Origin of the sequence: Morganella morganii H1r (assembly GCF_000633515.1) — a bacterium.
Lineage (GTDB): Bacteria > Pseudomonadota > Gammaproteobacteria > Enterobacterales > Enterobacteriaceae > Morganella > Morganella morganii_B.
In genome coordinates this window covers 1-19347 of record NZ_AYMP01000083.1, presented here as the reverse complement: position 1 = coordinate 19347, position 19347 = coordinate 1, and the positions used below count along the sequence as shown (strand labels likewise).

Annotated in this window: 15 protein-coding genes and 1 pseudogene; 11 read left to right on the top strand and 5 right to left on the bottom strand. The window is 49.4% G+C overall.

Annotation, left to right across the window (positions count from 1 at the left end):
* On the top strand, positions 1–1290 hold a 1290-nt coding region (locus U868_RS25155), incomplete at its 5' end, for an FKBP-type peptidyl-prolyl cis-trans isomerase (RefSeq protein WP_025155283.1).
* A 571-nt stretch (positions 1291–1861) separates the two neighbouring features.
* Here U868_RS25155 and U868_RS0122685 read toward each other — a convergent pair.
* A complete protein-coding gene (locus U868_RS0122685) occupies positions 1862–2491 on the bottom strand; it encodes a response regulator transcription factor (protein WP_025155282.1) in 630 nt (209 codons plus the stop codon).
* Between the two features lie 399 nt (positions 2492–2890).
* Between U868_RS0122685 and U868_RS0122680 the strand changes: the two genes are divergently transcribed.
* The 4 genes from U868_RS0122680 (at position 2891) to U868_RS0122665 (ending at position 7437) form a co-directional block, all read left to right on the top strand.
* Complete coding sequence (locus U868_RS0122680) at positions 2891–3889, top strand: LacI family DNA-binding transcriptional regulator (protein ID WP_025155281.1); 999 nt, start codon at positions 2891–2893, stop codon at positions 3887–3889.
* Positions 3890–4651: 762 nt separating this feature from the next.
* On the top strand, positions 4652–5560 hold the full coding sequence (gene rarD / locus U868_RS0122675) for an EamA family transporter RarD (protein WP_025155280.1): 909 nt from the start codon (positions 4652–4654) through the stop codon (positions 5558–5560).
* Positions 5561–5660: 100 nt separating this feature from the next.
* Positions 5661–6839, top strand: coding sequence for a formate-dependent phosphoribosylglycinamide formyltransferase (gene purT / locus U868_RS0122670; RefSeq protein WP_025155279.1), 1179 nt, complete (start codon positions 5661–5663; stop codon positions 6837–6839).
* Between the two features lie 76 nt (positions 6840–6915).
* A complete protein-coding gene (locus U868_RS0122665; RefSeq protein ID WP_240182754.1) occupies positions 6916–7437 on the top strand; it encodes a hypothetical protein in 522 nt (173 codons plus the stop codon).
* On the opposite strand, the gene U868_RS0122660 is transcribed toward U868_RS0122665, so the two are convergent.
* Positions 7432–7947, bottom strand: a complete 516-nt coding sequence (locus U868_RS0122660) for a DUF3592 domain-containing protein (protein WP_025155277.1) — start codon at positions 7945–7947, stop codon at positions 7432–7434. The genes U868_RS0122665 and U868_RS0122660 overlap by 6 nt on opposite strands.
* Positions 7948–8290: 343 nt before the next feature.
* Here U868_RS0122660 and U868_RS0122655 point away from each other — a divergent pair, with 343 nt between their 5' ends.
* Together U868_RS0122655 and yjiA are read left to right on the top strand one after the other, a co-directional pair.
* Complete coding sequence (locus U868_RS0122655; RefSeq protein ID WP_025155276.1) at positions 8291–10441, top strand: carbon starvation CstA family protein; 2151 nt, start codon at positions 8291–8293, stop codon at positions 10439–10441.
* A gap of 139 nt (positions 10442–10580) precedes the next feature.
* On the top strand, positions 10581–11540 hold the full coding sequence (gene yjiA / locus U868_RS0122650) for a GTPase (RefSeq protein WP_015422481.1): 960 nt from the start codon (positions 10581–10583) through the stop codon (positions 11538–11540).
* Between the two features lie 98 nt (positions 11541–11638).
* Here the strand turns inward: yjiA and U868_RS0122645 are convergent, their stop codons facing one another.
* Positions 11639–12946 carry a serine dehydratase subunit alpha family protein gene (locus U868_RS0122645; RefSeq protein WP_025155275.1) on the bottom strand — a complete coding sequence of 436 codons (1308 nt, stop codon included), beginning with the start codon at positions 12944–12946 and terminating at the stop codon, positions 11639–11641.
* A gap of 422 nt (positions 12947–13368) precedes the next feature.
* Entirely contained in the window at positions 13369–14715 is a 1347-nt protein-coding gene (locus U868_RS0122640) for an MATE family efflux transporter (RefSeq protein WP_025155274.1), read from the bottom strand.
* A 199-nt stretch (positions 14716–14914) separates the two neighbouring features.
* Between U868_RS0122640 and U868_RS0122630 the strand changes: the two genes are divergently transcribed.
* The 4 genes from U868_RS0122630 to mtr all read left to right on the top strand — a co-directional run bounded on the left by U868_RS0122630 (position 14915) and on the right by mtr (position 19144).
* Positions 14915–15808, top strand: coding sequence for a diaminopimelate dehydrogenase (locus U868_RS0122630; protein ID WP_025155273.1), 894 nt, complete (start codon positions 14915–14917; stop codon positions 15806–15808).
* Between the two features lie 308 nt (positions 15809–16116).
* Positions 16117–16287, top strand: a complete 171-nt coding sequence (gene tnaC / locus U868_RS26410) for a tryptophanase leader peptide (protein ID WP_080694422.1) — start codon at positions 16117–16119, stop codon at positions 16285–16287.
* 133 nt (positions 16288–16420) lie between these two features.
* Positions 16421–17818: a tryptophanase gene (gene tnaA / locus U868_RS0122625; protein ID WP_025155272.1), complete on the top strand. Its 1398-nt coding sequence runs from the start codon at positions 16421–16423 to the stop codon at positions 17816–17818.
* 81 nt (positions 17819–17899) lie between these two features.
* A complete protein-coding gene (gene mtr / locus U868_RS0122620) occupies positions 17900–19144 on the top strand; it encodes a tryptophan permease (RefSeq protein WP_025155271.1) in 1245 nt (414 codons plus the stop codon).
* An 8-nt stretch (positions 19145–19152) separates the two neighbouring features.
* Here mtr and U868_RS0122615 read toward each other — a convergent pair.
* A pseudogene (locus tag U868_RS0122615) lies at positions 19153–19347 on the bottom strand (hypothetical protein); the annotation flags it as partial.

Sequence of the window (19347 nt, the reverse complement as noted above, 5' to 3'; positions counted from 1 at the left end):
ACAGCGGATAAAGCACAGTCAGAGAAAAATGCGGCGCTGCTGAGTGATAAAAATGCCGATCTGGCAAAAATCACCCGCAGCCTGACGGATACTGAGCAGAAGCTGAAAAATGCCGAGGCAGAAAAGCAGAAACTGGCGGATCAGCTGGTCAGTCAGGATAAAGCCGCAGCAGCACAGGGCGATAAGCTGAAAAAAGAACTCAGCACCCTGGCAGCGGATAAAACCGCCCTGGAAAAACAGATTGCACAGCTGAGCGCCGAAAATACCGATAACGCAAAAATGGCGGCGCAATTGCAGGTACTGGAAAAAGCATTACAGCAGCATGAGGCGGATAAACTTAAGCTGACAGCGCAATTACAGAGCCGGGAAGCGGATAATAGCCGTCAGAGCGATAATCTGAAAAAAGATATCGCTGCACTGACGGTGGACAAAGCCACGCTGGAACAAAAAATTGCGCAGCTGACGGCGGATAAACAACAGTTATCCGCGAAAGTATCCGGCTCAGATAAAGAGAGCAGTGCTGCTCAGACAGAAAATGCGGAACTGAATAAAAAATTAGCCGCTGAACAGCAGCGGGCTGCTCAGCTGGATAAAGCGTTAAAAGAGAAAACACAGCAGATTGCCGCACTGGCAAAATCTGATGCGGAATTAATTAAACTGAATGCACAGCTTGATAACCAGAAAAAACAACTGGCTGATAAAGAAGCTGAGCTTGCCAAAGCTGCGGCTAAGCTGAAAGAAAATGCGGATATCGCGGCGAAGTATACTGCATTGCAGAAAGAAATGGATAAACAGAAGGCGGTTGTCAGCGCACAGCGGACTGAAAATACCAGCCTGAATACACAGATTGCGAAAGCGGAAGAAAAAAATAAGGCCGTGGCTGCTTATACTTTTCAGCAGGTCGGTGAGCTGAATAAACGAAAAAATCAGGAGCTGATCAGCCGACTGGAACGGCAGAATTACGCTAAAATGTCACCGGATGTTTATTACCGCATCACCAAACAGGGACAGAAATATAAAGCGCTGAAAGGTAAAACGATCACGTTTGCAATGCATGAAGAATTAACGGACGGTAAAGTGACCGTGTCCCACCCGGTAAATGCACCGGCAGTTGTGCCGTTCAATGAATTACCCGGAGACCTGGCTAAATTTATTTCGCTTGTCGGTGCCGGTGGATCAGTTGATGTGTATATTAAACCGGAAGGCGGTTACGGGGCTGCCGGTATTGCAGGGCAGATACCACCGAATTCAATGTCTATGATCAAACTGAATGTGCTGAAAATAGAATAATCCGGCGGTCAGACGAATAGCAAAAGCATCCTGTCGCGGATGCTTTTTTATAGCTTATTATTTTACAGGAACACAGAGCGGATATCAGGAAGTAACGGCGGGGCGCGTTGGGATTGCAGGTAATTCCGGCATAAAAGCGCTCAGGGAGAGTGGTGTAAAGAGGGGAAATTTTCAGGCAGCGTGCGTTATCTGTTTATTCACAGGTAAATAAAAAGCATCACACCTCATTTGTAAATAAATATTAAAATGAGTAATCAGGTGTTAGGTATTATTAATGAGATTTCATATCAGTATTGCAGGGTATCAGATCTCATAATATCTGCTTTCCGGAATATATAATTACCGGCATGTGTTGTTAATATCAGAGTAAAACCCCGGTTAGTCATCAGTATATTACAGTTTGTCATCAGTGGTAACGATGGTGCAATACGGAATATGACAGGGAGGATATTCTGTATTAACAGTGAAACATCAGAAGCAGTTAAATAAGAGAGTAAAAACAGGTAAAATCATCGGTATATTTATTAACTACAAATCCGGAATATAAAAATTATTATAAATCCGGTGATGTTCAGACTGAATCTGAATAGTTTTTGTAAAAATCATATTCCTGTACAAGTTGTGGTAATGATTTAATACGCAGCTTGGTGTACATATTAGAACGATGTACTTCTACAGTACGAGGTGACAGTGATAATTTTTGTGCTGCTTCTTTACTGGTATTTCCTTCCAGAATCATATCCATAACTTCTTTCTCACGGGCAGATAACTTACTGAATTTATCTTTAAGTCTCTGATAGGTATGGTATTTATTAAGGCTTTTTTCATACTGATTAAAAGCATCATGAATCGCATTAACTAACAGTTCGGAGTTAATCGGTTTCTTGAAGAATTCCAGAATGCCTGCTTTAAATGCACGGCGGCAGGTTTCAAAAGACGGATAAGCAGTGATAACAATAACCGGAATAATACTTTTCAGTCGCTTGAGTTCATCGATAAGATAGAAGGCATCAGCAGACGATTCACCTACTTCAAGAATAATACATTCACGTGCGTGCTCTTTCGGCGTATTAATATAATATTTCAGGAAAGATTGCTCAGATGAATATGATTTTACTTCACAGTTCATATCATCAAGCATAAAGTTAATATTATTGCTTGGTAAATCAGCACAATTGATTAAATGAATAACGGCATCCATAATTTACTCCTTCATTAAAATAGGATACAGAAATAAGCCGATATTAATGGATAAAAATAAAGGCATAACTACTTAGGTGTATCTACGCAAATTTTAAGTATTGTAGATAATATAACGTCGAAAAAATGTTTAAATGGATAAGGAAATTCCATTTCTGAATCAGTGTTTATTTTTACATAAAAGTGGTGATAACCCAGGTTGTTTGTTGTTTTTTTCATTAAAAACAAGGTATTAAAATATTTTAAAAATCGTTCAATTTAGGGTTTAACGGGTATTCTTTGAAATAAATGTTTACATTTACCCTTGGGGTTACAGACATAATATGCTATAAATGTTAGCTTACATTTTTCTTTCTTTTTCGCTCAACAACGCAATCACCTATTTTTTGCTGACAACAATATGGCATCACTGAAAGATGTTGCCCGGCTGGCATCAGTCTCACTGATGACGGTTTCAAGGGCGATAAATAATCCTGAGTTGTTGAAGCCTGAGACATTGAGGCAGGTTCAGCATGCTATTGACGTTCTGAATTATGTGCCTGATTTATCAGCCCGTAAAATCAGAGGTAAAAATACAAATCTGTCGTGTATGGGTGTATTAGCAATTGATACAGCCTCCGCTCCGTTTTCTGTCGAAATACTGCTGGCTATCGAACAGTGTGCAAAAAAATACGGCTGGGACAGTTTTGTCATCAATATTTCATCCGGAGATGATCTGATCCGGGCTGTCCGCCAAATTCTTTCCCGGCGTCCTGACGGTATTATTATTACCGGTGCACAACTGTGCGGGATAAATGTTCCTGAATTACTGCGTGACAAAAATCTGGTATTAACAAACTGCTTTGATCCTGATAACCCGGCATTGCCGGCGTATATTCCGGATGATTATCACGGTCAGTACGATGCGACAGAATATCTTATCCGGCGGGGATACCGCCGTCCGCTGTGTATCTGGCCACCTGCGGAATTGCTTTCATCCGGTTTACGCCGTGATGCGGTTCAGCATGCCTGGCTGAATGCAGGTTTGTCTGTCAGCGGACTGATTCAGCACAATATAAAACAGTCTGACATTTATTACCGGGACGTCATTACACTGATAGAACGTTATACCGACGGTAACTCACCATTATTTGACTGTATTATCTGTGGTAATGACCAGATTGCCTTTATTGCGTATCAGGTATTACTGAGGCGCGGTATTTCTGTTCCGGAACAGGCCGGTATTCTCGGATTTGAGAATATGACCGGTACCGGTGAGCTTTTTTATCCCCCGCTGACCACCATCTGTTCCCCGTATTGCCTGCTGGGGGAGGCGGCGGCTCTGCATCTTATTGAAGAGCGCGGTTCAACAGCCCGGACTTATGTCCCTTGCCGGATACTGACCAGAGATTCACTCTGATTTCCCCGGTATTGATACCTTTCTTTTTCTTCTGCCTGATTTTCAGCCGCATCTGTTTGGTTAATTTTTTTAATTAACCGGCAGCGTGTTGCCGGGTAAAAACCAGAATGCCGTTATTTTTAATATTGCGGATGTATCTGTTGTTTTGAACGCAACATTAAGTGTTAATTTCGTTTGTACCAGACACAAAACTTTCATTTTTGTGTTTTTGTGTTGTTTTTTATTTCAAAGTCTTTGTGATGGTAATTGTTATTACTTATCTTATGATGTTAACGTTAAAATGTTTAATTAAAAAAAGATAACGATATTTTTCAGAGACAAAGCTACCGCACGAAAGATTTTTCAATCTCCGGAGGTTAATATCTGAAGTGTTACTCTGTTTATCATAAAAATGAACATCAAATGATTATTTATCTTTTATCATCAATGTATTATGAGTAACAAGAATTTTCAGGGTATAAAAATTCAGGGGATCTATCTAGCTATAACTACTCAAGGTTAACGTTAACATCAAATATTAGGAATTATACCCAAAAATGATTTGCTGATGATACTTGTTATGTTAACGTTATCAATTAAAAAATCAAGTTTAATTGATATTTTATAGTGATATCTGCGTAGTAAATGCCGGAGTCAGGGTACGCATAATATGATGATCCGGAATAAACCGGCGGCGGGAAATAAATTGAGCAGGCGCATGGGATTTTTAATGCAGAGGGGTATGATAGTCATAACATAATGATAAACAGGATTGGCTGAACCATGTTTTTACGATCCGGCGCAATGCTGGCGATTTTTTCTTATTTTCTCTGGGGGATCACACCGCTTTTTTACCGCCTGCTGCCGGGGATACAACCGCTGGAGCTATTATCCCAGCGTGTCCTCTGGTCAATTCCGCTGTTATTGTTTGTCCGTTTCTTTTTGAAAAACCGCACGCGGGTAAACGCAGTATGGGAGGATGAGCGCTCGCTGCTGCTTTGTCTGCTCAGTACCAGTGTGATGGCAATATCCTGGTGTACTTTTACCTATTCGATGACCCATGATTTGGTGCTGGAAGCCAGCATGGGGTATTTCATTACCCCCTTGTTTTCTATTTTGCTGGGTGTCATCTTCCTGCATGAGCGCCTGAAACCGGCAGAGAAAACCGCACTGATTTTTGTCTGTGCCGGAGTGGGTTATCAGCTTTATCAGTACGGCAGCCTGCCGAAACTGGCACTGATGATGGGCTCTGCGTTCGCACTGTACGGTTTTATCCGTAAGTTTATCCGTTATGATCTGACGACTTCACTGCTGATTGAGAGCCTCTGGCTGCTGCCGGTGGCTATTGCATTGTATTTCTGGCTTGAAAACAGCGGGGCGGGCACATTCAGCACCGCAGATACCTTTACCCGCATCTGTTTTATACTGACCGCACCTGTTACGCTGCTGCCGTTGCTGTTCTTTACCGCTGCGGTGCGTTCCACCACGCTGACCACCATCGGCCTGGCGCAGTATCTTGAACCGACCATCCAGTTCCTGCTGGCGGTGTTCCTCTTTAATGAGCATTTTGATTCCGTCAAAGGCGTCAGTTTCTCATTGATCTGGCTGGGATTACTGTTCTGCATTCTGTCTCTTATCCGCCATCACCGGAGGAATACAGCAAAAGCCGGTCTGGGTATCAAACCCCGCTGAGCGCTGCGACAGCCGGTGACCTGCTTATTTCGTGACTAAAGCAAACGATTGCGTATATAATGGCGCGCAATTTTCCGGTATTTCTGAACAGGTGACAGTGATGACAACATTAGGTACGGCATTACGTCCGGGCGCCACGAAGGTGATGCTGCTGGGCTCAGGCGAATTAGGCAAAGAAGTGGCGATTGAGTGTCAGCGGCTCGGTATTGAAGTGATTGCCGTTGACCGTTATGACAATGCACCGGCCATGCATATCGCGCACCGCCGTTATGTGATCAATATGCTGGATGGCGCGGAACTGGAGGCGGTGATCCGGAAAGAACAGCCTGACCATATTGTGCCGGAAATTGAAGCGATTGCGACAGACACATTGTACCGGCTGGAGCAGGAAGGCTTTCATGTCGTGCCCTGTGCCAATGCGGTAAAACTGACCATGAACCGTGAGGGGATCCGCCGCCTGGCCGCAGAAGAGCTGGGGCTGATGACATCAGAATACCGCTTTGCGGATGATGAGACGTCTTTTATCCGCGCCGCCGCTGAGATTGGATTTCCCTGCATTATCAAACCGGTAATGAGTTCATCAGGTAAAGGGCAGAGCATTATCCGTGATGAAAGTACATTGCACGATGCCTGGCTGTCCTCTCAGGAAGCAGGACGCACCGGAAAAGGGCGGGTGATTGTCGAGCGGATGATTGATTTCGATTATGAGATCACGCTGCTGACTGTCCGTGCGGCAGACGGTGTGCATTTTTGCGCGCCGGTCGGGCACCGTCAGGAGCGCGGCGATTACCGTGAGTCATGGCAGCCGCAGGCCATGCCGGATGCGGTTCTGGCGCGGGCGCAGCAGGTGGCGGAGACAATCGTTAACGGGCTGGGTGGCTATGGTCTGTTCGGTGTTGAGCTGTTTGTCCGTGGTGAGGATATTATTTTTAATGAAGTCTCGCCGCGTCCCCACGATACCGGGCTGGTCACACTGATTTCACAGAATATCTCTGAATTTGCCCTGCATGTGCGGGCGTTTCTCGGATTGCCGGCCGGCGAGATAGTTCAGTATCGTCCGGCCGCTTCAGCCGTGATCCTGCCGTCTCTGCGCAGCGATGATGTCCGTTACAGCGGGCTGGAACACGCCCTGACCGGGACTGTGCAGCTGCGTCTGTTTGCCAAACCGGAAATTGACGGCCCGCGGCGCATGGGGGTTGCTCTGGCGCTGGCACCGTCCGTTCAGGAAGCGGTGGACGCAGCAAAACAGGCGGCGGCATCAGTGGTCGTTGCCGGCTGACCGGGGTAATATCGGTGATGACGTTCCGCGCGGTATGGCGGAGGGTCATCACTGACAGCGGCCGGAGGAATAACCGATGAGATGCAGATTACCGGGAATCGTATTTGTGATGTTGCTGCCGCTGACTGCGTTTGCCGGTACGGATGTGCAGGCAGAAAAAGCCCGTGAATGGGTGCGGGCGAGGGCTGATGAACCGTCAGTGGCGGATAACTGCTTCAGGCCGGACAATCCCTTTGAGCTCTGTCTGTACCGGGATAAAGACACCTTCGGCAGCCATTTCGTTGATCGTAATCTGCAGGAGCCGTATCAGCCGTACTATTTTGACAGCGCCCCGGATGAACCGGAAAACGGGCGTTACCGTATCCGCACCGGCAATAAAATCGGTTTTGCGGACAGCGTCACCGGGCGGGTGGTGATCCCCGCCATTTATGACTGTACGTACGGCTTTGTCAACGGTACCGCCGAGGTCGGTGTCGGCTGCGGGGAGGAGAGCGACGGCGAACATTCCTGGTGGACCGGCGGTCACTGGTTCCGTATTTCACCTTACGGCCTGATCACCGGATTCGGCCGGACACCGCCGCCGGACAGCCGTTTATGATGCCGCACCGTAACGGCGGCGCGCCAGAATACGCTGCCGCCAGCTGTTCAGGACATAGGCCGCCAGCAGAATAAAGGCGACCACACCCCAGACAATCATTTCACCATAGCGGGCACCGAAGTCCGCTATCTGTGCTTTACCCGGATTCTCTTTCTGATAATAAACACCCACCGGGCCGTTTTCACACTGCGACTGACACAGCAGCTGATCTGTTGAGGTAAAGGTGACGATTTTATTATCCGCTGTCACGAATTTCACCACCGGCCAGCCAACCAGTTGCTGTCCCGAACGGGTATCGCGCATTTCTGTCCGCAGATAACCGGTTATCTGCCCGTCAGCATAGACATCATTCTGTTGTGTCTGCCAGGTCTGATAAATCATAAATCCGGCGAGGAAAACCACAGCGAAGGTCAGCAGGCGGAGAACCCGCTGAAACAGCATGTTGCGTTGTGTCTGCTTATCAGCGTAAGCACGTAAATTGCCGGGAGGTGTGCCGGGTTTTTTAGTCATATCGGTTACTGTCTTCTGTCGGTTTCAGGTCATAAATTACGGAGAAAAGCGGATAAAAGCACGCTTTCATAAAAAATTAACAAAAAGCATAAAAAAAATTAAAAAACATAACGTTAACCCGATCACAAATTTTACCGTCCCGGGAGGCGGATAAAACCGCCCGGCTGTAAAAAGTGACCGCTTAATCTGCTATACAACCGCTCACGGGATAATCCCCGTTTCCCGCCTTGATTTTTCTATCATAAAACACACTTGCAGGAAGTTTCTATTTTATTCGGCTGAAACACTTTTTCCGTACGGATACGGATCCTTTTGAATATCACAGTCACATTTAAGGTGCGTTATGAACTCTAATCGCTTATTTAAGCACATTCCCTGGTTTATCCTGGGGATTATAGGTGCTTTCTGTCTCGGCGTTGTCGCATTACGCCGCGGCGAGCATGTCAGTGCATTATGGATCATTGTTGCATCGGTATCAGTCTATCTGGTGGCGTACCGCTACTACAGCCTGTATATCGCAACAAAGGTTATGAAACTGGATCCGACCCGGGCAACACCGGCGGTGATTAATAATGATGGTCTGAACTATGTTCCGACTAACCGTAACGTTCTGTTCGGTCACCACTTTGCCGCGATCGCCGGTGCGGGTCCGTTAGTCGGGCCGGTACTTGCCGCGCAGATGGGGTATCTGCCGGGCACACTCTGGCTGCTGGCCGGTGTGGTGCTGGCGGGTGCGGTACAGGACTTTATGGTGCTGTTTATCTCTTCACGCCGTAACGGTGCATCTCTGGGTGAGATTGTTAAAGAAGAGATGGGCACCGTGCCGGGCACTATCGCGCTCTTCGGCTGCTTCCTGATTATGATCATCATCCTCGCCGTGCTGGCACTGATTGTGGTGAAAGCGCTGGCAGAAAGTCCGTGGGGTGTGTTCACCGTCGTCTCCACTGTGCCGATTGCCCTGTTTATGGGGATCTACATGCGCTATCTCCGGCCGGGACGTGTCGGTGAAGTGTCTGTCATCGGTATTGTGCTGCTGGTGGCGGCGATCTGGTTCGGTGGTGTGATCGCACACGACCCGTACTGGGGCCCGGCGCTGACCTTTAAAGATACCACTATCACTTATACACTGATCGGTTATGCGTTTGTTTCCGCTCTGCTGCCGGTGTGGCTGATTCTGGCTCCGCGTGACTATCTGGCAACCTTCCTGAAAATCGGCGTTATCGTCGGTCTGGCTGTGGGTATCGTTATCCTCAACCCGGATCTGAAAATGCCGGCGATGACTCAGTTTGTTGACGGCACCGGTCCGGTCTGGAAAGGTGCTCTGTTCCCGTTCCTGTTTATTACTATTGCCTGTGGTGCGGTTTCCGGCTTCCATGCCCTGATTGCTTCCGGTACCACACCGAAACTGCTGGCCTGTGAAACCGATGCCCGTTATATCGGTTACGGCGCCATGCTGATGGAATCCTTTGTGGCGATTATGGCGCTGGTTGCAGCCTCCATTATCGAACCGGGTCTCTATTTTGCCATGAATACCCCGCCTGCGGCGCTGGGTATCACCATGCCGGATCTGCATAACCTCGGTACCGCAGATGCACCGATGATTATGGCGCAGCTGAAAGATGTGACTGCACAGGCAGCCGCAACGGTCAGCTCCTGGGGCTTCGTGATTTCACCGGAAGAGATTTTACAGACCGCCAAAGATATCGGTGAGCCGTCTGTCCTCAACCGTGCGGGTGGTGCTCCGACACTGGCAGTAGGTATCGCGCATGTGTTCCACAAAATCATTCCTGCGGCGGATATGGGCTTCTGGTATCACTTCGGGATCCTGTTTGAAGCACTGTTTATCCTGACTGCTCTGGATGCGGGTACCCGTTCCGGCCGCTTTATGCTTCAGGATCTGCTGGGTAACTTCGTTCCGTTCCTGAAGAAAACTGACTCCTTCATTGCCGGTGTGATCGGTACTGCCGGTTGTGTGGGTCTGTGGGGTTATCTGTTGTATCAGGGCGTGGTCGATCCGCTGGGCGGCGTTAAGAGCCTGTGGCCGCTGTTCGGTATCTCCAACCAGATGCTGGCGGCTGTTGCCCTGGTGCTGTCCACCGTTGTTCTGATTAAGATGAAGCGCAGCAAATATATCTGGGTAACCACTATCCCTGCGGTATGGCTGCTGATTTGTACCACATGGGCGCTGGGTCTGAAACTGTTCAGTGACAACCCGCAACTGGAAGGCTTCTTCTGGCTGGCGAATGAGTACAAACGCCGTATTGCCGAAGGCGTGGCGTTAACGCCTGAACAGGTCGCCAATATGCAGCACATCGTGGTGAATAACTACACCAACGCCGGTCTGAGTATTATCTTCCTGGTCGTGGTGTACAGCATCATCTTCTACGGCATCCGTACAGCGATGAAAGCGAGCAAAAACCCGGAACGTACTGATAACGAAACACCGTATGTTCCTGTTCCGGAAGAGGGCATTAAAGTCTCCTCCTCACACTGATAGCAGCATGCAGTAACGCTGAAGTCTCATCCCCCGTATGATGTCAGTCACATTGTACGGGGGATATTTTTTATTATCCGTGTTATTTGTTACTCTGACAGCCTTTGTTCCGCTGTCTGTCTGTAAGAAGGACCCGATTATGCAACCTATCTCCGTGACTATCCTGACCGGTTTCCTGGGGGCCGGTAAAACCACGCTGCTGCGCCATATTCTCCACGAGGAGCACGGGCAGAAAATTGCTGTGATTGAAAATGAATTCGGCGAGGTGCCTATCGATGATGAAATTATCGGTGACCGCGCCACACAGATAAAAACCCTGAGCAACGGGTGTATCTGCTGCAGCCGCTCAAGTGAGCTGGAAGATGCGCTGCTCGACCTGTGCGAAAACCTGGACAGCGGCAAAATCGATTTTGACCGCCTGGTGATTGAATGCACCGGTATGGCCGATCCCGGCCCGATCACTCAGACTTTTTTCTCCAATGAAAAATTGTGCGAGCGCTATGTGCTGGACGGCATTATCACGCTGGTGGATGCGGTGCATGCACAGCAGCAGCTGGATCAGTTCACTATCGCTCAGGCGCAGATTGGCTATGCGGATCGCATTCTGCTGACCAAAACGGACGTTGAGCCGGATAATGAGGCGCTGCTCGCCCGTTTGCAGCGGATTAATGCCAAAGCGCCGGTGTATAAGGTGATTAACGGCGATATCGACATGAACCTGTTGTTTAATGTCGGCGGTTTTATGCTGGATGACAATGTGGAAATCAGCAAGCCGCTGTTCCGCTTTGCGCCGAAACAGCAGAATGACATTCAGTCACTGGTGATCACCATGGATAAACCGGTGGAAATCAGTGCCATTTCCCGCGCCATGGAAACCCTGTTGCTCAGCTATGCTGATAATATGTTGCGTTACAAAGGGTTACTCTGGATTAAAGATGAGCCGCGCCGTCTGTTATTCCAGGGTGTTCAGCGTCTCTACAGCGCGGACTTTGACCGCGAATGGCGTGAGGATGATGTAAAACAAAGTGTGCTGATTTTTATCGGCATGCAGTTGCCGGAGCAGGAAATCCGCAATGCGTTTGCCACGCTGACGGCATGATAACAGCGGGTATTTACCCGCTGAAAAAGCATGAAAAAACCGGCCGGTGCGGCCGGTAAAGGAAAGGGGGCTTCCTTAAAAAGCCAAACCCGGAAAAATCAGGCTGATTTTGCCTTGTTTGCCATGATTTCAATAATCTGCACATCGGTGTGCTGCATAGACAGGCTGGCCAGCGCACAGAGGTTGGCAATGGATTTATCCACGTCCGTGCAGACAATGCCGTCGTTACCGCCGACACACTGCTGATTCATTGCCATCAGCACCGCTTTATAGGCCGCGCTGACACCACTGGAGACTTTCATCGCGCAGCTGTTGGAAGCACCATCACAGATAATACCGGTGATATCCCCGATCATACTGCTGATAGCCATCGCCACCGGCTCGTATTTCCCTTCAAATAACCATGCAATACCGGCTGCTGCCCCCATTGAGGCGGTCGTTGCCGCACACAGGGCGGAAAGCGGCGGGAACTGGCTATGAATATAAATCGCCATCAGGTGAGACAATGTCAGGGCGCGGATAAGCTGCTCTTCATCTGCCTGTAAATATTCCGCGACCACCACCACGGGCTGGGTAGCGGCGATCCCCTGGTTACCGGAACCGGAGTTGCTCATGGCAGGCAGCTGCGCGCCGCCCATACGGGCATCCGAGGCTGATGAGGTGCGGATCATAATGTCGGACAGCAGGTCTTTTGACAGCAGACCACGCTCACGCTGTTTTTCCAGCGAACGGCCGATTTGTAACCCGTACGGTTTTGACATGCCTTCGCGGGCCAGAGCATCATTCAGATCAGCGGCCTGACGCATAAAATTGATCATCGAAACCGGGGCCTGAGTGGCGAAATCATAAATATCCCGGGCGCAGGCATCCGCGAACGGGTTATCGCTGCCGTCCTGATGCGTGAGCGCATCATCCTGATAAATAACCGTGCAGTTATGGCTGATTTCCGTCACATGGGTATGATCGCCGCAGATAGTGACAGTGGCCTGATCGTCACCGCTGTATACGGTCGCCTCAGAGTAAAGTACATGGCTGCACGGCTCTTTGATGTCCACAGACACCGCACCGGAGGCAAGAAAGGCTTTCCCGGCGGCGATATCGTCCGCAGTCACCCCGCACAGGACATTCAGACCGGCATCCGGCTGTCCGCCGATAGCGCCGAGCGCCGCAGCGACCGGTAATCCGGTCATGCCTGTTCCCGGAACGGTCACGCCGAGGCCGTTTTTCATCAGGTTCGGGGAGACATAGCAGCGGATTTGGGTTGGTGCGCCGCTGAGGCAGGCGGCGGCTTTTGCGGCGGCCAGTGCCAGAGAAATCGGCTCGGTGCAGCCTGTCGCCGGTTTGACTGACTGACGCAGTGCCGCGACAAAATTGTTCCATTGAGCAGGGGTGTGATGTGTTGCCATTTTTCAGCCTTAAATACACGAATCCATTATACGGCTCAGTGTACCGAAAGGGCAGCAGAAAAATCCTTTCACAATTCAGGGGTATTTTCAGAATCCGGAGAAAAACTTTCTCCCGGAATTAAAAAATAGGGCGGATAAGGGGGAAAGAAGCAAGAAATTATCCGGCAGTGAAAAGAGATAAAAATACTTATATAACTATTTGATTTAAATATATAATTGAATATGAATTGTATGCATTATGTTATGCATAAATAAAAAAGTGTGATGAGACCCCGTGACAACAGTCACGAAAAACTGTGTTAATGGCTGTTTATCAGAGCATAACTCTGTATTTTTTCTATTATTTGCCTGATTGTGGTGTTATCAGCTGGTTTGTCAGGTAATTCCCGCTGCACAGCCGCAGCAGGAATTCAGCCGCAGGATCAGCCTTCAATATCCAGCCGTTTTGACTGCCATTTTTTCGAGCGCCAGCGCCAGGTATTGACGAGTCCGCGCAGCCACTCATCACACAGAAAACCAATCCAGATCCCCAGTATTCCCATCTCCAGTTTGATCCCCAGTACATAGCCGACCGGCAGCGCCACACACCACATAAAGAACAGGGCAGTACAAAGCGGGAAACGGGCGTCACCGGCGGCACGCAGGGCGTTTACCATCACAATATTCAGGGTCCGGCCGGGTTCGAGAAAGACCGACAGCAGGAACAGCGGCAGCAGCAGTTTTATCACCGCCTGGTCGTCACTCAGCCCGTAAGCGAGATGATCACGAAACAGCCAGAACAGGAAAACAATCGGGATGGTACTGAAAAAGCCGGTTTTCAGGCTCTTTATGCCGCGCTGATAGGCATCCTCAAAACGTTTTGCCCCGACCAGATGCCCGACCAGAATCTCATTCCCGATACTGATGGTTATCCCGAACAGCATAATAAACAGTGATAACTGGAAGTAGATGGTCTGTGCCGCCAGTGCGGTCTCGCCCATCAGCCCGATAAAGGCGATCGCAACCATATAATGCAGCATCCAGACCAGGTTCTCCCCGGCAGACGGCAGACCGACATGCAGGATCTGCTTCAGCATATTTTTGGACCAGTGAAACAGCATGCGCGGCACGAATTTAATCCGCAGACCGTAAAAGAGCAGGCCGCACAGCAGCGCCACGGCAATCAGACGCCCTGCCACCGTGGACCAGGCGACACCGACCAGCCCGTACTGCGGCAGCCCGAACAGGCCGTACAGCACAATACAGTTACCGACGACAGTCACCACGTTGGCGACCAGCGTGACATACATCGCCGGTTTGGCTCTGCCGTAAACACGCAGACAGGCCGCCAGAATGATGGTCACCGCTTCCGGAATTAAACAGATCCCCAGAATATGCAGATAATTAAAGGCATCTTCCATCAGATGTTCCGGCGTATTCATCAGTTCCAGAATTTTATAGCCGAAAATAATGGTAAACCCGGCGGACAATAATCCCAGCAGCAGGTTAAACGCGATGGAAATATGAATGGCCTGACTGGCCTTATCCCGTCTGCCCGCCCCGATATACTGGGCGATGACCACACTGCACCCGACACTGATAAAGTTAAAAATAGTGATAAACAGGTCAAACGCCTGGTTGCCGACTGCCATGGCCGCCAGATATTTTGACGACACATGGCTGACCATCCAGGTATTAATCAGGAAGGTGGAAAAGTGTAATAACAGGTCGATAAAAATCGGCCAGCTTAAAGAAAAGAGCCCGCGCTCTGTCACATCAGACTGATGCATGACGACCTTCTGTAAATAATGTGATTTTTGTTCCGGGACGGATACAGGGAGCCGGATTCTACCAGGATAATATTACTGAGAATAGTGAAAGGTGAAAAATAAAACATTTTTTTCATAACTAATTAAGAAATCAATGTTTCCTTTCGTAAATAAGTATGATTTCCTTGTCCGACGAATCAATGATGACAGAGAGAATTCCGTGAAAAAAATACGAGCCGCCGTCGTTGGTTACGGCAACATCGGACAGTATGCGATTGAGGCACTGGAAGCTGCCGCTGATTTTGAGATTGCAGGGATTGTGCGCCGCAACCCGTCTGCCGCTGATACGGATTTTGCGTATCCGGTGGTGGCGGATATCCGTGAACTGGGCAAGGTGGATGTGGCACTGCTGTGCTCGCCGACCCGCGCTATCCGTGCGGTGGCGTCAGAGATCCTCGCGCTGGGGATTAATACTGTGGACAGTTTTGATGTTCACAGTGAAATAGTCGCGCTGAAAGAGCACCTTGACCCGATTGCCCGTGCCGGTGAGTGTACTGCCATCATCTCCGCAGGCTGGGATCCGGGTTCCGACTCCATTATCCGCACGCTGATGCAGGCAATGGCACCGAAAGGGCTGACTTACACCAACTTCGGGCCGGGGATGAGTATGGGCCACAGTGTTGCTGCCAAAGCAATTCCCGGTGTGAAGGATGCGCTCTCCATGACCATTCCGCTGGGTACCGGTGTTCACCGCCGCATGGTCTATGTTGAGATTGAACCGGGCCATGATATTGAGTCTGTGACCGCCGCGCTGAAAGCCGACAGCTATTTTGCTTCCGATGAGACGCACGTCCGTCAGGTGGACAGTGTGGATGCCCTGAAAGATGTGGGACACGGTGTCTCCATGACGCACAAAGGCGTGTCAGGTAAAACCCATAACCAGCTGTTTGAATACAGCATGCGCATCAACAACCCGGCGCTGACCTCCCAGTTTATGGTGTCTGCGGCACGGGCGGCCTGCCGTCAGCAGCCGGGCGCATACAGTGTGATCGAAATCCCGCCGGTAAACTTCCTGGCCGGGGATATCAACAGCTGGATCAGCAAACTGGTGTAGTGATATTTCAGTCACAAAACAGTAATAAAAAAAGGGGTGAAAATCCCTTTTTTATTGTCTGCAAAACGGATAATTAAATTAACTGTTATATACGTAATGTTATTGTTGAAATTATTTTTTATGAATATAAAAATTGCCTTGTTCTTGATGATATATCCGGTATTGCTGATGTTGTCATGAATAAGTAAAAAAGAAGCCTGTCAGGCGAGTGATTGGTAACGATAGTAATTAATTAACGGTACTTACATTATGTAATAACATAAGTAAATAATTGTATTTAATTAATAAGTATAATTATTATAAATGGGATGTTGATCATAGACAAAAGGATTGTTCAATGTAATTTTGTACGTTACTTATCCACTCAGAGGGCTTTGTGCATGAATTTCTTATCCATCCCAGGTCGTCTTGCCGGTGTCTGCTTTGTGCAGGCATGGTTCAATATTGATCACCGCATTTCTAATTTCTTCCCTGAGTGATTCTCCGTCCGTGTATTACCACTAAAATTAATTAAAAACACGCTGATATAATGCGGCTGTATTTCTGTATTTTCTTTCCAGAAAAATACAGCGGATAAATATATCCGGCAGCCCGAAACCGGAGAATAAAATAATGAAACGTATTCCAGAACCGTTCCGTATTAAAATGGTCGAAAATATCCGTATGACCACCCGTAATGAGCGGGAAGTTGCCCTGAAAGACGCCGGATATAACCCGTTTTTATTACCGGGTGATGTGGTCTTTATTGACCTGCTGACCGATTCCGGTACCGGTGCGATGAGTGACCGTCAGTGGGCCGGGCTGATGATGGGGGATGAAGCGTATGCCGGTTCCCGCAACTATTATCATCTCTGTGACCAGGTGAAAAAACTGATTGGCTATCCGTTCACTATCCCGACACACCAGGGACGCGGTGCCGAGCAAATCCTGTTCCCGTCACTGATCGCCCGCCGCCGCAAAGCCGGGGCGGATAAACCGGTCTTTATCTCCAACTTCCACTTTGATACCACGGCTGCCCATGTGGAGTTAAACGGCGCGAAAGCGATCAACGTGGTCACACCGAAAGCCTTTGATACCACAACCTATTATGACTGGAAAGGGGATTTCGATTTAGATCTGCTCAATGCGGCAATTGCAGAGCACGGCGCAAAAAATGTGGCCGCGATTGTCACCACCGTGACCTGTAACAGCTCCGGCGGTCAGCCGATATCACTGGCAAATATGAAAGCCGTTTATGACATTGCCAAAAAGCATAATATCCCGGTGGTGATTGACTCCGCCCGCTTCTGTGAAAACGCCTGGTTTATCAAACAGCGCGAAAAAGGCTATGCGGATAAATCGGTGAAAGAGATCGTCAAAGAGATGTATAAATACGGCGATATGCTGACAATGTCGGCGAAAAAGGATTCATTGGTGAATATCGGCGGTCTGTGCTGTTTCCGTGATGACGAAGATCTGTTTAACGAAGTGCGCACCCGCTGCGTGCCGATGGAAGGTTTTGTCACCTACGGCGGTCTTGCCGGACGTGATATGGAGGCACTGGCTATCGGGCTGGAAGAGGGGATGGATGAGGATTATCTCCGCTACCGTATCACCCAGGTGGAATATCTGGGTGAGCGCCTGCGCGAAGCAGGGATCCCGATCCAGTATCCGGTCGGCGGTCACGCGGTCTTTGTCGATGCGAAGAAAATGCTGCCGCATATCCCGGGCGATCAGTTCCCGGCGCATGCCCTGAATAACGAGCTGTTCCTGGAGTCCGGTATCCGCGGGGTGGAAATCGGTTCGCTGCTGCTGGGACGTGACCCGGAAACCGGTATTCAGAAGCCGTCACCGATGGAGCTTCTGCGCCTGACTATTCCGCGCCGTGTCTATACCAATGACCACATGGATTATATCGCGGATGCCTTTATCCGGCTGAAAGAAAAAGCGGCGGATATCAAAGGGCTGACATTCACCTATGAACCCCCGGTTCTGCGTCACTTTGTCGCCCGCCTGAAACCTGTCATGTAACCCTGTCGTCTTACAGGAGGATGCACGGCATCCTCCTGATTTCAAATATAATGATAATACTAAGCCACCAGAGGTACTCTTATGGCTACTGTTCCTGCGTCCTCTGTTTCGCCGTCCGTATTCGGCGGAGCAATGATTATCGGCGGAACTATCATTGGTGCGGGGATGTTTTCCCTGCCGGTGGTAATGTCCGGTGCATGGTTTTTCTGGTCGGTTGCAGCACTGGTATTCACCTGGTTTTGTATGCTGCACTCAGGATTAATGATTCTCGAAGCTAACCTGAATTACCGGATTGGTTCCAGTTTTGACACGATCACCCGCGATCTGCTGGGAAATGGCTGGAATATTATTAACGGCCTGACCATTGCGTTTGTCTTGTATATTCTGACCTATGCCTATATTTCCGCCAGCGGATCGGTGCTGAGCCACACCTTTGCACAGGCGGGGATCACGCTTCCGGCACGGGCGGGCGGATTTCTGTTTGCCCTGGCAGTCGCTTTTATTGTCTGGCTGAGCACCAAAGCGGTCAGCCGGATGACGACGATTGTGCTCGGTGCCAAAATTCTGACATTCTTTATGACATTCGGCGGCCTGCTGTGGAATGTGAAACCGGCGGTATTGCTGAACGTGGCACAGCCGGACGCTTCTTATCTGCCTTATGTATTGTTTACGCTGCCGTTTTGTCTGGCTTCTTTCGGGTTCCACGGTAATGTGCCGAGCCTGATGAAATATTACGGTAAAGAGCCCGGCAAGATCCGCCGCTGTCTGACAATCGGTACACTGATGGCGCTGGGGCTCTATATCATCTGGATGCTCGGCACGATGGGGAATATTCCGCGTCCGGACTTTATTCCGATTGCGGAAAAGGGCGGCAATATTGATGTCCTGGTTCAGGCGCTGAGCGGCGTGCTGCACAGCCGGGGACTGGAACTGCTGCTGATTGTGTTCTCGAACTTTGCGGTGGCCAGTTCGTTCCTCGGAGTGACACTGGGACTGTTTGATTATCTGGCGGATCTGTGCAAATTTGATGACAGCAAGATCGGCCGCCTGAAAACCGCCGGTGTCACCTTTATCCCGCCGATGCTGGGCGGATTGATCTATCCGGACGGCTTTATTTACGCCATCGGTTTTGCCGGTCTGGCGGCGACGGTCTGGGCGGCGATTGTGCCGGCACTGCTGGCCCGCGCATCCCGTAAACGCTTCGGCAGTCCGCAATTCCGTGTCTGGGGCGGTGAGCCCATGATCTGGCTGATCCTAGGCTTCGGGGTACTGAACGCGGTGGTGCATATTCTGTCAAGTTTCAGCTTATTACCGGTTTACCGGTAAGCGATTACTTAAGCGGCAGGATTGTTGAGATTAATGATCCTGTCCGCTGACTCAATCGTCGACTCGCGGTGAGCAATGATAATCCGCGTGATCGGCAACTGACGGATCGCCTGATTGACGTAAGATTCACTCTCTTTATCCAGCGCGCTGGTGGCCTCGTCCATAAACAGGATCTGGGGTCTGCGGTACAGGGCGCGGGCGAT